12 protein-coding genes are annotated in these 13643 nt (G+C 65.5%); 6 read left to right on the forward strand and 6 right to left on the reverse strand.

What is annotated here, in order from left to right; translation table 11 throughout:
* Positions 1-102 precede the first annotated feature (102 nt).
* From P8T11_RS08410 to P8T11_RS08435, 6 genes are all read left to right on the forward strand, one after another.
* Positions 103-1047, forward strand: coding sequence for a hypothetical protein (locus P8T11_RS08410; RefSeq protein ID WP_268077376.1), 945 nt, complete (start codon positions 103-105; stop codon positions 1045-1047).
* Positions 1029-2729, forward strand: coding sequence for a single-stranded-DNA-specific exonuclease RecJ (gene recJ / locus P8T11_RS08415; RefSeq protein WP_268077375.1), 1701 nt, complete (start codon positions 1029-1031; stop codon positions 2727-2729). Before P8T11_RS08410 ends, recJ begins: the two co-directional genes overlap by 19 nt.
* A 330-nt stretch (positions 2730-3059) precedes the next feature.
* A protein-coding gene (prfB, locus tag P8T11_RS08420; RefSeq protein WP_100856261.1) for a peptide chain release factor 2 occupies positions 3060-4164 on the forward strand; the annotation gives its coding sequence in 2 pieces (ribosomal slippage) (positions 3060-3140 and positions 3142-4164; 1104 coding nt in all).
* Positions 4165-4207: 43 nt separating this feature from the next.
* Positions 4208-4963 (forward strand): SDR family oxidoreductase, encoded by a 756-nt coding sequence (locus P8T11_RS08425; RefSeq protein WP_268077374.1) that lies wholly within the window; start codon positions 4208-4210, stop codon positions 4961-4963.
* 10 nt (positions 4964-4973) lie between these two features.
* Positions 4974-6497, forward strand: a complete 1524-nt coding sequence (gene lysS, locus P8T11_RS08430) for a lysine--tRNA ligase (RefSeq protein ID WP_268077373.1) — start codon at positions 4974-4976, stop codon at positions 6495-6497.
* Between the two features lie 24 nt (positions 6498-6521).
* A complete protein-coding gene (locus tag P8T11_RS08435) occupies positions 6522-6839 on the forward strand; it encodes a preprotein translocase subunit TatB (RefSeq protein WP_268077372.1) in 318 nt (105 codons plus the stop codon).
* On the opposite strand, the gene P8T11_RS08440 is transcribed toward P8T11_RS08435, so the two are convergent.
* The 6 genes from P8T11_RS08440 to P8T11_RS08465 all read right to left on the reverse strand — a co-directional run bounded on the left by P8T11_RS08440 (position 6826) and on the right by P8T11_RS08465 (position 13640).
* Positions 6826-7479: a TetR/AcrR family transcriptional regulator gene (locus P8T11_RS08440; RefSeq protein WP_268077371.1), complete on the reverse strand. Its 654-nt coding sequence runs from the start codon at positions 7477-7479 to the stop codon at positions 6826-6828. The two genes, P8T11_RS08435 and P8T11_RS08440, sit on opposite strands and share 14 nt — an antisense overlap.
* A 6-nt stretch (positions 7480-7485) precedes the next feature.
* Entirely contained in the window at positions 7486-8640 is a 1155-nt protein-coding gene (locus P8T11_RS08445) for a thiolase family protein (protein WP_268077370.1), read from the reverse strand.
* Positions 8637-10478, reverse strand: coding sequence for an AMP-dependent synthetase/ligase (locus P8T11_RS08450; RefSeq protein ID WP_418910240.1), 1842 nt, complete (start codon positions 10476-10478; stop codon positions 8637-8639). Before P8T11_RS08450 ends, P8T11_RS08445 begins: the two co-directional genes overlap by 4 nt.
* Positions 10479-10489: 11 nt before the next feature.
* On the reverse strand, positions 10490-11284 hold the full coding sequence (locus P8T11_RS08455; protein ID WP_230695378.1) for an ABC transporter ATP-binding protein: 795 nt from the start codon (positions 11282-11284) through the stop codon (positions 10490-10492).
* Positions 11285-11360: 76 nt separating this feature from the next.
* Positions 11361-12542 (reverse strand): ABC transporter substrate-binding protein, encoded by a 1182-nt coding sequence (locus P8T11_RS08460; protein ID WP_050445304.1) that lies wholly within the window; start codon positions 12540-12542, stop codon positions 11361-11363.
* A 60-nt stretch (positions 12543-12602) separates the two neighbouring features.
* The gene (locus tag P8T11_RS08465) at positions 12603-13640 is read right to left on the reverse strand and encodes a branched-chain amino acid ABC transporter permease (protein ID WP_268077368.1); all 1038 of its coding nucleotides are present in this window, start codon (positions 13638-13640) and stop codon (positions 12603-12605) included.
* Between the last annotated feature and the right edge of the window lie 3 nt (positions 13641-13643).

Below are 13643 nucleotides of genomic sequence, written 5' to 3' on the forward strand. Positions count from 1 at the left end.
AATCGCGCCGCGGATGTGCGGTTCCACGACCAGCCGTGTCAAGCTATGGCAGGCGCTACCCCCCCTTAGTTCCCGGCGCCCTGCCAGACTACAATCCCGCCCATGCTGATCGTCATTCCGGGCGCCCTGCCCGCCCTTCCCGTTGCCGCCGAACTGGCCAAACTGCTACCCGAGCGCGCCCCCACGCTGCACCACTGGCTGCTGGCCGGCACCGCACGCGCCACGCCGTTTGATGTGCGCGCCCACGGCTGTACCGCATTTGAATCCTGGCAACTGAACCGCGCGGGCTACCAGGCCGAACCCGGCCTGCTGCAAGGCGCGGGGCTGGGGCCGCTGCTGGCGGGCGACCACGCCCCGGCTGGCCAGGCCGTGTGGCTGGCCGAGTTGGTCCACCTGGCATTGGGCGCCGACCAGGCCAATCTGCTGGACCCCGGCCAAATGGAATTGCGCGCGCAGGAATCCGACGCCTTGCTGGACACGGCGCGCCCGCTGTTTGACGGCACGGGCTTCGCCGTCCACGCGCTGTCACCCCAACGCTGGCGCCTGAGCTTGCCCGAGGGCTTGCGTCCGCAGACCGCGTCGCCGCTGGTGGTGGCTGGCCACCGGCTGAACGAATGGTGGCGCCAAGACGCCGAAACCCGTCCCTGGCGCAAGCTGCTCAATGAAATTCAGATGGCGTGGCACGAACACCCCGTCAACGACGAGCGCGCCGCGCGCGGCCTGCCCCCGGTCAATGCCTTGTGGCTTTATGGCGGCGGCACGCCGTGGGCGGCCGCGCCTGCCGGTGCCGAGTACGTGCTGACCGGGCTGGACGCCCCGCAACGGACGGGCGACTGGTCCGGCTGGCTGGACGCCTTGGCCGAACTGGATGCGCAGCACCTGCGCCCGCTGGCCGGCAAGCATGGCCTGCCACCCGCCCCCACCGAACTGCTGCTGCTGGGCGACGACCGCCAAGCCGCGCTGACCCTGAAACCGCGCGGGGGCCTGCTAGGCTTGCTGCCCGCGCCCAAGAAAAACTGGAGCGCCTGGTGGTCTCACCCCGCTTAACGACCCGACCCGCCGCCCTGGAAGCCTGCCGCATCCTGGAAGCGTCCGGCATCCACCCGCTGCTGGCCCGCCTGTGGGCCGCGCGCGGCGTCACGCATCCTGATCAAACCAAGCTGGCCTGGCCGTCGCTGCTGCCGCCCGCCGGCCTGACCCATTCCGCGCACGCGGCCGGCGTGCTGGCCGACGCCATCCAGGCCGGCAAGAAGCTCTTGATCGTGGCCGACTACGATTGCGACGGCGCCACCGCCTGCGCGGTCGGCCTGCGCGCCCTGTCCGCCATGGGCGCTGACGTTGACTTCCTGGTGCCGAACCGCTTTGAAACCGGCTATGGCCTGTCGCCCGCCGTGGTCGACCTGGCCGTGCGCCACCGCAGCGGCAAGCCCGACATCATCATCACCGTGGACAACGGCATCGCCAGCGTCGACGGCGTGGCCGCCGCCAACGATGCCGGCATCGGCGTGGTCATCACCGACCACCACTTGCCCGGCGACACCCTACCCGACGCGCTGGCCATCGTGAACCCGAACCAGCCCGGCTGCGGTTTCCCGTCAAAGAATCTGGCGGGCGTGGGCGTGATCTTCTACATGATGCTGGCCTTGCGCGCCGAGCTGCGCCGCCGTGGCGTCTACCCGGCCGATGGCGGCCCGCGCCTGGATGCGCTGTCAGACCTGGTGGCCTTGGGCACCGTGGCCGACGTGGTCAAGCTGGACGCCAACAACCGCCTGCTGGTCACGCAAGGCCTGCAACGCATGCGCAGCGGCCGCCTGCAACCGGGCCTGCGCGCGCTGTTCGCCGTGGCCGGCCGCGAGCCGCGCAGCGCCAATGGTTTCGACCTGGGCTTTGCCCTGGGCCCGCGCATCAACGCCGCGGGCCGCCTGGCCGACATGAGCCTGGGCATCGCCTGCCTGACCACCGACGATGAGGCCCAAGCGCTGGAAATGGCGCGAGAGCTCGACAACATCAACCGCGAACGCCGCACCATCGAAGCCGAAATGCGCGAGCAGGCGCTGGCCGCCATGGAAGAACCCAACGCATCGGCGGGCGCCACGGTCTGCGTGTTCGACCCCGGTTGGCACCAGGGCGTGGTGGGCCTGGTGGCCTCGCGCCTGAAAGAGAAATTCTGGCGCCCCACATTGGCCTTCGCCCCCGCGGGCGACGACGAAATCCGGGGCTCGGGCCGTTCGATTCCCGATGTGCACCTGCGCGACGCACTGGACCTCGTGTCCAAGCGCCACCCCAACCTGATCCGCAAATTCGGTGGCCACGCCATGGCCGCCGGCCTGACGCTGGGCCGCGCCGACTTCCCCGCCTTCGCCCCCGCGTTCGACGCGGCAGTGCGTGAACTGACCGGCCGCGACACGTTTGAACCCGTCATCGAAACCGATGGGTCACTGGAATCCGGCTATGCCAACGCCGAAGTCGCGGGCATGTTGCAGCAGCAAGTCTGGGGCGCGGGCTTTGCCGCCCCCTTGTTCCTGGACGAATTCACCGTGCGCAACCAGCGTTTGGTTGGTGAAAAGCACTTGAAGCTGTCATTGGAACGCGGCCACCAGCGCTTTGACGCCATCTGGTTCGGCCACGATCAATCGTTGCCGGAACATATACAGGCGGCGTACCGGCTGGAACAGAACGTGTGGAACGGGATGGTGTCGGTACAGTTGGTAATCGAACACGCGGGGTAAAGCTGCCGCGCAGATCGTAGGATGGGTGAAGCGCGGCAAAGTCCGGGCAAGAACGCAGGTGTAGAACGCGCGCAACCCATCAAACAACGCCGAATTCTCATGGGCAGTACCTAAATCCTCATGGGCCGTACCTATACGGTGGCGGCCGGCTGATGGGTTACGCGCGTTCCGCACCTGAATTCTTGCCGACGCCTTCCCGCGCTTCACCCATCCTACGAGCTGCGCATCCGCTCTATCCCTTCCGTCCCCCCGTCTTACAAACCCCGCCCGCGCTATTGCCTCATCCACGCTAAAATGCCAGGTTTCGCACAAAAGTCATCAGGAATCATCATGGAAGCCGAACGTCAGAACCAGCTCGCAGCCCGCCTCGCCGATTACGCGGAGCGCGAACAGGCTCTACGGAGGTATCTTTGACTACGATGCCAAAGCTGAACGCCTGCACGTTGTAAACGCCGAGCTTGAAGACCCGGCGGTCTGGAACGACCCGAAGCACGCCCAGGACCTGGGCCGTGAAAAGAAAGCCCTGGAAGACGTGGTGGAAACGCTCACCGGTCTTGGCACGGGCTTGGCCGACGCCAACGAATTGTTCGAACTGGCCGAGGCCGACGACGACGATTCCACGCTTGAATCCATCGAAAAAGACGCCGACGCATTCCAGGAAAAGCTCGAAAACCTGGAATTCCGCCGCATGTTCTCGAATCCGGCCGATCCGCTGAACTGCTTCCTGGACATCCAGGCGGGCGCGGGCGGCACGGAAGCGCAGGACTGGGCCTCGATGCTGCTGCGCCAGTACCTCAAGTACGCCGAGCGCAAGGGCTTCAAGGTTGAAGTGCTGGAAGAATCCGAAGGCGACGTCGCCGGCATCAAGTCGGCCACCATCAAGATGGAAGGCGAATACGCCTTCGGCTACCTGCGCACCGAAACCGGCGTGCATCGCCTGGTCCGCAAGAGCCCGTTCGATTCCTCCGGCGGCCGCCACACGTCATTTGCCAGCGTGTTCGTGTACCCCGAAGTCGACGAATCATTTGAAGTTGAAGTGAACCCCGCCGACCTGCGCGTGGACACCTACCGCGCGTCCGGCGCGGGCGGTCAGCACATCAACAAGACCGATTCCGCCGTGCGCCTGACCCACATCCCCACGGGCATCGTGGTGCAGTGCCAGAACGACCGGTCGCAGCACCGCAACCGCGCCGAAGCCATGCAGATGCTGAAGTCCAAGCTCTACGAACTGGAAATGCGCAACCGCATGGCCGAACAGCAGAAGCTGGAAGACTCCAAGACCGATGTGGGTTGGGGCCACCAGATCCGTTCCTACGTGCTGGACCAGAGCCGCATCAAGGACCTGCGCACGAACGTTGAAATCTCCAACACGCAAAAAGTGCTGGACGGCGACCTGGATCCCTTCATCCAGGCCAGCCTGAAGCAAGGCGTTTAAGTTTGTCGCAGTACTTCCGCTAACCGCACCCAGAGGTCCACGAATGTCTGACACCATCGCAATCCTTACCGGCGCTTCGCGCGGCATCGGCGCCGCCATGGCGCGCGGCCTGCTCAAACCGGGCACCCGCCTGATCACGCTGGCGCGCCGCGAAGACCCTGAACTGGCCGCCTACGCGCGGTCGCAGGATGTGCAACTGGAACAACTGTCCGTGGACCTCTCGGACCTGAAGGCGGCGGAAGCCGCGGCCGAACGCATCTGCTCGGCCCTGCCGCGCGATGCCAAGCGCTACCTGTTGATCAACAACGCGGGCACGGTGCACCCCGTGACCGGCACCGACGCCCTGATCGACAGCGCGGCCATTACCGCCGCGTTCAATCTGAACGTCACCGCCGTCATGCTGCTGACCGCGCGCTTCCTGGCCGCCGTAGAAGACCTGAAGGCCGACCGCCGCGTGCTGAACATCTCGTCCGGCGCGGGCCGCAATCCGAACGCCGGCTGGGGCGTCTACTGCGCCACCAAGGCCGCGCTGGATATGTATTCGCGCGTGGTCAAGCAGGAACAAGGCGATGACGGCGCGCGCATCGTTGCGCTGGCCCCCGGCATCGTCGACACCGACATGCAGGTCGCCATCCGTTCCAGCGACCCCGACAGCTTCCCGGCGCTGGCCAAGTTCCAGGACTTCCACGCCACCGGCAAGCTCGCTTCGCCCGCCAACGTGGCCGCCCGCATCCTTGCCTACCTGGATCGCGAAGATTTCGGCACGACCGAAATCGACGACATCCGCAATTACGACTGATCCCCTTACCATGACCGACCACTCGACCACTCCGGCACCCGCCCAGGATGAAAACCGCTTGATCGCCGAACGGCGCGCCAAGCTGGCCAAACTGCGCGAAGCCGGGGTCGCGTACCCCAACGATTTCGTTCCGGACGCCCGCGCCGCCGCGCTGCACGACAAGTACGACGGCGAAGAACAGGAAGCCCTGGCCGCCGCCGCCGTCACCGTCAAGGTCGCCGGCCGCATGATGCTCAAGCGCGTCATGGGCAAGGCCAGCTTCGCCACGCTGCAAGACAGCACCGGCCGCATCCAGATCTACCTGGACCGTGGCACGCTGGGCGAAGACCACTACGCCGCGTTCAAGCAATGGGACATCGGCGACATCATCGCGATCGAAGGGTCGGTCTTCAAGACCAACAAGGGCGAACTGTCGGTGCACGCCGCCACGGCTCGCCTGCTGTCGAAGTCGCTGCGCCCGCTGCCGGACAAGTTCCACGGCGTGGCCGACCAGGAACTGCGCTACCGTCAGCGCTACGTTGACCTGATCATGACGGACGCCACGCGCCGCACGTTCGAAGCGCGCAGCAAGGCCGTGGGCAGCATCCGCCAGTTCATGCTGAACGCCGGCTTTCTGGAAGTGGAAACGCCCATGCTGCATCCGATTCCGGGCGGCGCGGCGGCCAAGCCCTTCGTCACGCACCACAATGCGCTGGACATGGAAATGTACCTGCGCATTGCGCCCGAGCTCTACCTGAAGCGCCTGATCGTCGGCGGCTTCGAGCGCGTGTTCGAAGTCAACCGCAACTTCCGCAACGAAGGCGTCAGCCCGCGTCACAACCCTGAATTCACGATGATGGAGTTCTATGCGGCCTTTGCGGAATACCGCTGGCTGATGGACTTCACGGAAGAACTGATCCGCCAGGCCGCCATCTCGGCCACCGGCAGCGCCGTGCTGACGTATCAGGAACGCGAGCTGGACCTGTCCAAGCCGTTCGACCGCCTGACCATCTGCGAAGCCATCCTGAAGTACGCGCCGGGCTACACCCAGGAACAACTGGACGACCCCGCCTTCGTACGCGCCGAATTGAAGAAGCTGGGCGCGGATGCCGACGGCCCCGTGCTGTCGCGCGCCGGCCTGGGCGCGCTGCAACTGGCGCTGTTCGAAGAGACGGCCGAAGCCAAGCTCTGGAACCCCACCTACATCATCGATTACCCGGTTGAAGTGTCGCCGCTGGCGCGCGCTTCCGACACGCGCGAGGGCATCACCGAGCGCTTCGAACTGTTCATGACGGGCCGCGAAATCGCCAACGGCTTCTCGGAATTGAACGACCCCGAAGACCAGGCCGAACGCTTCCGCTCGCAAGTGGAAGCCAAGGACGCCGGCGACGAAGAAGCCATGTTCTACGACGCGGACTACATCCGCGCGCTGGAATACGGCATGCCTCCGACGGGCGGCTGCGGCATCGGCATCGACCGCCTGGTCATGCTGCTGACCGACAGCCCCAGCATCCGCGACGTCATCCTGTTCCCGCACCTGCGTCGTGAAGACTAAAGGCGGCTTGCCCAAGGCGGCATCATGATCTTCAAGATCCTGATGCTGCTGCTGATCGCGGCGGGGCTGATCTACTGGATCAAGCAACCGCGCCGCGCTCTGCCGGCTTCGCCCTACGTCTCCGCGCGACCGCGCCGGCCGGTGTTCATTGCGCTTTGCATCGCCGCGGCGATCTCAGCGGTGGCATCGCTGCTGTCCGCGCTGCTGTGGATGGGTGGTGTGGCGGGCGGCGTCACCGGAGGCGGGTATCACGGCGAAGCCGACTTCCTGCTGCCCGTGGCCGGTTGTTTGCTGGCGCTGGCCGTGGCCTGCGCCGTGGGCGCCTATCTCAAGCGTCGGTAGCCTGACCCGGCAAGGGCCAAGCGCCCGCGCCCGTGGGCAAGGCCGGCAACGACGCCAGCAACATCGCATCAATGAACTCGGCGGGCGCCAGGCGCCCGCCCGGTTTGTACCACTGCACCGTCAGGTTCATCGCCCCCAGCACGCAACGCTTGATGACGCGCGCATCGCCCTTGATCATGCCCGCCTCCACCGCGCCGGCCACCACGGACTGCCACATCGCCTCGTAGCGATCACTTAACGCCTTGACCGCCGACTGGCTGGGCGCGGACAGGCTGCGCCATTCGTACACCAGCGCGTTCATGGCGTCGCCCCCCGCCCCTTGCAGCATGCTCCACATGTGGACGCGAAACAGCGCGGCCAGCCGGTCGGCCGGCGCGTCGTAATGCGCCAGCGCCCGTTCGCCGCCGTCGATCACTTCCTGGATGCCGTTGTTCATCACGGCCACCAGTATTTCTTCCTTGCTGCGGAAATGGTGGAACAGGCTGCCGGACTGCAAGCCCACGGCGCGGGCCAGTTCGCGCACGGTCGTGCGCTCGTAGCCATGCTTGCAGAACAGCCGGCCGGCCGTCAGCACCAGCTCGCGGCGGCGCTCGGACTCCGTGCCTTCATCGCGCGGCGCGACGACCGCGGTCTTGTTCATGGCGCTTCACAGTCTCTGGATGATGGTCGCCGTGGCCATGCCATGGCCGATGCACATCAGTTGCATGCCAATCTCGCCCTCGGTCGCTTCAAGGCCGGCCAGCATCTTGGCCATCAAGCCCGCGCCGGTCGCGCCCAGGGGATGGCCGTGCGCAATCGCGCCGCCCCAAGGATTGACGCGCGACGGTTTGGCGTCCAGCTCGCGTTGCCAGGCCAGCACCACGCTGGCGAAGGCCTCGTTGATTTCGATCCAATCGATGTCTTCCAGGGCCAGGCCGGCGCGCGCCAAGGCCATGCGCGCAGCCGGAATCACGCCCGTCAACTGCATCACGGGGTCCGACCCGACCACCACCCGCGCCAGGAATCGGGCGCGCGGACGCAGCCCGTCTGACAGCGCCGTATCGTGGTCGGCCAGCAATACCGCCGCCGCGCCGTCGGCCAATTGGCTGGCGTTGGCGGCGGTAACACCACCCTGCCCTGCCGGCCGCATCGCCGGCGCCATGGCCGCCATGCGCGCCGGGTCGGTGGTCTCGCGGATGCCTTCATCGCGATGCACGGCCGCCTGCGGCCCCGGCAGCAGTTCCGCGTGCAGCCCGGCGCGCGCGGCGACCCAGGCGCGTGCATGACTTTCGCGCGCCCACTCATCCATCTCGGCCTGCGACAAACGCCAGTGGTCGGCAATGCGTTCCGCGCTTTCAATCTGGTGGATCAGGGCATGGCGTTCCAGCAGCGCAGGGTTCAGCGATTCAAAGCCCTTGAATTCGCTTTGCCCCAAGGTCACGTCCAGGAACATCGGCACGCGGCTCATGCTTTCAACGCCGCCCGCCACCACATAGCGCATGTCGCCCGCGGCGATCGCCTGCGCGCCGAAATGCACCGCCTGCTGGCTGGATCCGCACATCCGGTTCAGCGTCACACCTGGCACGCTTTCCGGCAAGGTCGACAGCATGGCCGCCAAGCGCCCCACGTTCGCCCCCTGCTCGCCCGCCTGGCTGACGCAGCCCGCGATCAGGTCCTCGACCTTCTCGCCCGGCAAGCCGGCACGCGCCAGCAAGCCGTCTACGGTTTGCGCCAGCAGCGTATCGGGCCGCGTGTCGGACCACCATCCGCCGCGCCGGCCGAACGGCGTGCGCACCGCTTCCACGATCACGGCTTCGTTCATGCCATCGTCTCCTCAACGTAGAGCATTTCAATTTCCTTGGCGTAGGTGCGATAGATGCTGGCACGGCGCACTTTCATCGTGGCCGTCACCTCGCCATCGTCATGATCCAGTTCCTTGGTCAGCAGGTGAAAGCGCTTGATCTGGGACACGGGCGCAAGCCCGGCGTTGGCGCGCGACACTTCCTGCTGCACCAGTTCGCGCACCTCCGCCGTTTCGGCCAACGACCGGAAATGCGTGAACGCAATGCGGCGCGACTCGGCCCACTTGCCCACCGTGTCGAACTCAAGCTGGATAAGCGCCGACACGAACTTGCGGCCATCGGCAATAACGATGCATTCCTTCACATACGGGCTGCCCTTGACGGCGTTTTCAATTTCGGACGGCGTCAGGTTCTTGCCGCCCGCGGTGATCATGATGTCTTTCAGGCGGTCTACGATGCGCACGCGCCCGTCTTGTTCCGCCACCACGTCGCCCGTGTACAGCCAGCCATCACGCACCGTATCGGCCGTGGCGTCCGCGTTCTTGTAGTAGCCCTGGAACACCATGTCGCCGCGCACCAGCAGTTCGCCGGCGTCACCCATCTTCCATTCCACGCCCAGAATCGGTTCGCCCACCGTGCCTACTTTCACGCGGTCGGGATGCTGGCCGAAGATCATGCCGGCCGATTCCGTCAGGCCATACACCTCCAGCAGCGGCACGCCCAGGTTGCGGAAATAGCGCACTACGTCGGGCGGGATGGGCGCGGCGCCGGTCATGGCCACGCGCACGCGCCGCAAGCCAATGAAGTTCTGCAAGGCGCGCAACACCAGCCAATACCACAGCGCATGTGTCAGTCGTTCGCCCATGCTGTACTGCGCGGGCGACTTTTCCAGGAAGGGTGCGCAGCGCGCCAATGCCTGCCGGTACAGCCACTGTTGCAGCCGCCCCGCTTCCTGCATCTTGATCGAAATCGATGCGTGCAGCTTTTCCCAGATGCGCGGCACGCCCAGGAAGATCGTCGGCGCGACTTCGCGCAGGTCTTCCTGCACCGTGCGGATGGATTCGCCAAAATTCACCTGCGAACCCAGGTATAGCGGCACGAAGGTGGACAGCATTTGCTCGGCCACGTGGCACAGCGGCAGGTACGACAGATGCACGCTATGCGCATCCATCGACAGCCGGTCGGCAATACCCGGCGCCACGCCCCGCATGTTGCGGTAGCTGAGCATCGCGCCCTTGGGCTTGCCGGTGGAGCCGGATGTATAAATCATCAAGCCGGTTTCATCCAGGCGCTGCGTATCCAGGGCAGCATTCAAGGCCGCGAACTCCGCGGACTCGCGGCGCGCGCCGTCGGCTTCTACCTCGGCAAAGCTCACGATGCGCTCGCGCTCGGCCGGCGCGTAGGAACGCAGGCCCTTGGTTTCGATCATCACAATGCGGCGCAACAGCGGCAAGCGGTGCGCCACCTGCAGCACCTTGTCGGTCTGCTCCTGGTCTTCACACACCACCAGTTCAACGTCGGCGTGCTCCAGCACATAGCCCATTTCCTCAGCCGGGCTGGTGGGGTACACGCCCACCGCCACGCCGCCCACGGTGCCCGCGCCCAGTTGGGTCAGTAGCCACTCCACGCGGTTCTCGGACACGATGGCAACCCGGCCGCCCACACTCAAGCCCAGGGCGCGCAGCCCCAGCCCTACGCGGCATGCCCGCTGCCAGTAGCCCGCCCAGGTCAGCGGCTTCCAGATGCCAAAGTCTTTTTGCCGGATGGCTATGGCCTCGGGCTGCCGCCGCGCCTGCTCGCGCAGCATCTGCGGCAAGGTCAGTTCGGGCCAAACGGCGGGGTCAATCAACGCAACCATGGCCTTGTCCTTCATGACAGCCAGCGCTTGCGGCGCTTGTAATGCTTGATGTCGCGAAAGCCGCGCGCGTCACCCGTGCCGCCCACGCCCAGATAGAACTCGCGCACGTCGGGGTCGGCGGCCAGCTTGTCGGCCGAACCGTCGATCACCACCTTGCCGGTTTCCATGATGTAGCCGTAGTGCGCCACGGCCAGCGCCACCGATGCATTCTGCTCAACCAGCAGCATCGACACGCCCTGCTCGGCGTTGATGCGCGCGATGATGGAAAAGATATTCTCCACCAGCATTGGCGACAAGCCCAGCGACGGCTCGTCCAGCAGCATCAGCCTGGGTTGCGCGATCAGCGCACGGCCAATGGCCAGCATCTGCTGTTCGCCCCCGGACAAGTAGCCCGCCAAGCCGCGCCGCCGTTCGAACAGGCGCGGAAAATAGCCGTACACCAGGTCGAAGTCCACGCGCGCGTCGGGCCGCCCCGTCAGCGCGTAGGTGGCCGCCACCAGATTTTCTTCCACGGTCAGGTCTTCGAACACGCGGCGGCCCTCCATGACATGCGCCAGGCCGGCGCGCACCAAGTTCTGCGGCTTGGTGCCCGCGGTGTCACCGCCGTTGAAGGCAATATGCCCGCGCACCAATTCCCCGTCCTCCAGGTCCAGCAATCCGGACACGGCCTTAAGCGTGGTGGACTTGCCCGCGCCGTTGCTGCCCAGGAGCGCCACGATGCTGCCGGCCGGCACCGACAGGGACAAGCCGCGCAGCACCTGCACCGCCTTGTTGTAGACGACCTCGATATTGTTGATGTCCAACACCGCCGCGGGCGCGGCGGCGGTGGTCGATGCCGATGTCTGTGCCAACCGCGCGTCTTGTCCCAGGTTCACGGCCGCCTCACTTCAGCACGATCCAGTCTGACGCCGGCACCATCTGCTTTTGCTTCACATCGGCGCGGTAGATGCGGCCCACCGGAATGGAATTGCCCTTGATCGTGACCGGCACGCCGATCAGACCGCCCGTGTCAAAGTCCTTGATGCCGTCCAGCGCGGCCTTCATGTTGGCGCTGGTCAGTTCCTTGCCGGCGTCCAGCGTGCGCTTGGCCACTTCCGAAAACAGCATCGCCGCCAGGAAGCCCTGCATGTAGCCGGTGCTTTGGTATTGCGGACGCATTTCACGGATCTTCTTCAACATCGGCGCATCACCCTCGGTGTCGTAGTAGTAGCGATAAGGCATCACGCCCATGAAGCCCTCCGCGTCTTCACCCATCTGCATCACGGTGGAGTTATCCATGGTCCAGAACGTGCCCATGTAGCGGGTCTTCAGGCCCATGCGCTTGCCCTGTCCGACGAATTCCGGAATAGGCGCCAGCACATAGCCGTGGAAGATCGTGAAGTCCGGATCGGCCCGGCGCAGCTTGATCACTTCGGTCGACACGTCCACGCTGCCCGGTGGCGTCATGATTTCGGTGGCGACTTTCAGCCCCAGCTTTTCCGCCACGGCGCGCGAGCTGGCGATGGGATCGCGGCCGAACTCGGTGTCGGAATACACAAACGCCACTTTCGCGCCCGGTTGCTCCTTGGCGATGTAGCGCAGCAGGATGCCGAACATCTCGGTGTAGTCCGGCCCCAGCATGAACTGCGCCGGATACTTGGCGGGGTCGTTCAGTTCAGTGGCGAACGACGCGCCGGTCATCAGGATGTCGCCGGTGCGGTTCAATTCCGCGTTGATGGTCTTCGAAAACCCGGTTGAATCGCCGTAGTAGAAGTTCACCTTGTTCTGGCTGGTGATTTTCTTGAAGGCGGCCACCGATGCATCCACCTTGTAGGCCGTGTCTTCCGGCACATACCGCAGCTTGCGGCCCTTGATGCCGCCTTGCTCATTGATGATCTTCACGTAATCGGAAATGCCGGCGTGGATGCCCTGCCCGGCAAAGGCGAACACGCCGCTTAAGGGAATGGACCCGCCCAGCACCAGGTCGTCCGCGGCCTGCGCGGCAGGCGCCGCCGCCAATGCCGCCGCCAGGCCCAACGGGGCCAACAACTTCGATAAACCGCTGCCTATCCGGATGCGCTTCATGATGTGTCTCCTTGGGTCTTGTAGGTGTTGCAATGCGTTTTGCAATCGGCCAGTCAGCGTTCAGGTCCGGAATGGCCACAGGTGGAAGAAGCGGCGCACGCGCCGCCAGATTTCCGCGAGCCCATGCGGCTCGAAGATCAAAAAGCCCACGATCAGCAGGCCGAAAACAATGGTGCGCACGGGCGACACGAGGCGCAGCGCGTCGCCGCCCACGGGCAGCCAGCCCACGATGAGCTTGAGCAGTTCGGGCACCATGGTCATGAACACCGCGCCCAGAATGGCCCCCAGGATCGAGCCCATGCCGCCCACGATGATGGCGGCCAGGAAGAAGATGGACATGATCAGCGGAAAACTCTCGGGCGTGACCACGCGAAAGAAGTACGCCCACAGCCCGCCCGCCACACCCGCATAGAACGACGACAGGCCGAACGACAGCAGCTTGTAGCGCAGCAAGTGGATGCCCAGCACTTCGGCCGAAATGTCGCGGTCGCGGATGGCGATGAAGGCGCGCCCGATGCGGGTGCGAAACAGGTTCGCCGCGCCCAGCACCATCAGCACCGTCACCGGCACGATCAGCCAATAGATCTTGAAGGATGTATCCAGGTCCACGCCCAGCACGCGCGCGGGCGGCACCTGCAAGCCGCTGGTCCCGCCGGTGAATTCCCAGTTCGCAAAAATGAAGTGCGCGATGAACGAGGCGGCAATGGTCGAAATCGCGAGGTACAAGCCCTTGACCCGCAGCGACGGAATGCCCACCAGCAGGCCGCCCAGCATCGCCACCACGCCGCCACCCAACAGGTTGACCACCACCGGCGTGCCCAGCCGCAGCTCCATCACCGCCACGGTGTACGCGCCCAGCCCCATGAATGCCGCCTGCCCCAGGCTGACCAGTCCGGTGTAGCCCGTCAGGATGTTCAAGCCGGTGGCGCTCGCGATGTTGATGGCGACCAGGCACGCCAGGTACAGCCAATAGGCGTCCGCCACGAAGGGAAACAGCACCAGCGACGCCGCCAGCAAGGCCAGCCACACATGCTGGGTGCGCGTGTCGAATAGGGCTTCGTCGGCCAGGTAAGTCTGCTTCGCGGTTGCGATACGCATGGG

It is taken from the genome of Achromobacter spanius, from assembly GCF_029637605.1.
Classification (GTDB): domain Bacteria; phylum Pseudomonadota; class Gammaproteobacteria; order Burkholderiales; family Burkholderiaceae_B; genus Achromobacter; species Achromobacter spanius_E.

Coding starts and splice junctions, on each gene's coding strand:
- P8T11_RS08445 (WP_268077370.1), bottom strand. CDS start 8,640: ATGAACGAAGCCGTGATCGTGGAAGCGGTGCGCACGCCGTTCGGCCGG.
- lysS (WP_268077373.1), top strand. CDS start 4,974: ATGACCGACCACTCGACCACTCCGGCACCCGCCCAGGATGAAAACCGC.
- P8T11_RS08450 (WP_418910240.1), bottom strand. CDS start 10,478: ATGGTTGCGTTGATTGACCCCGCCGTTTGGCCCGAACTGACCTTGCCG.
- P8T11_RS08440 (WP_268077371.1), bottom strand. CDS start 7,479: ATGAACAAGACCGCGGTCGTCGCGCCGCGCGATGAAGGCACGGAGTCC.
- P8T11_RS08425 (WP_268077374.1), top strand. CDS start 4,208: ATGTCTGACACCATCGCAATCCTTACCGGCGCTTCGCGCGGCATCGGC.
- P8T11_RS08435 (WP_268077372.1), top strand. CDS start 6,522: ATGATCTTCAAGATCCTGATGCTGCTGCTGATCGCGGCGGGGCTGATC.
- P8T11_RS08410 (WP_268077376.1), top strand. CDS start 103: ATGCTGATCGTCATTCCGGGCGCCCTGCCCGCCCTTCCCGTTGCCGCC.
- P8T11_RS08460 (WP_050445304.1), bottom strand. CDS start 12,542: ATGAAGCGCATCCGGATAGGCAGCGGTTTATCGAAGTTGTTGGCCCCG.
- P8T11_RS08465 (WP_268077368.1), bottom strand. CDS start 13,640: ATGCGTATCGCAACCGCGAAGCAGACTTACCTGGCCGACGAAGCCCTA.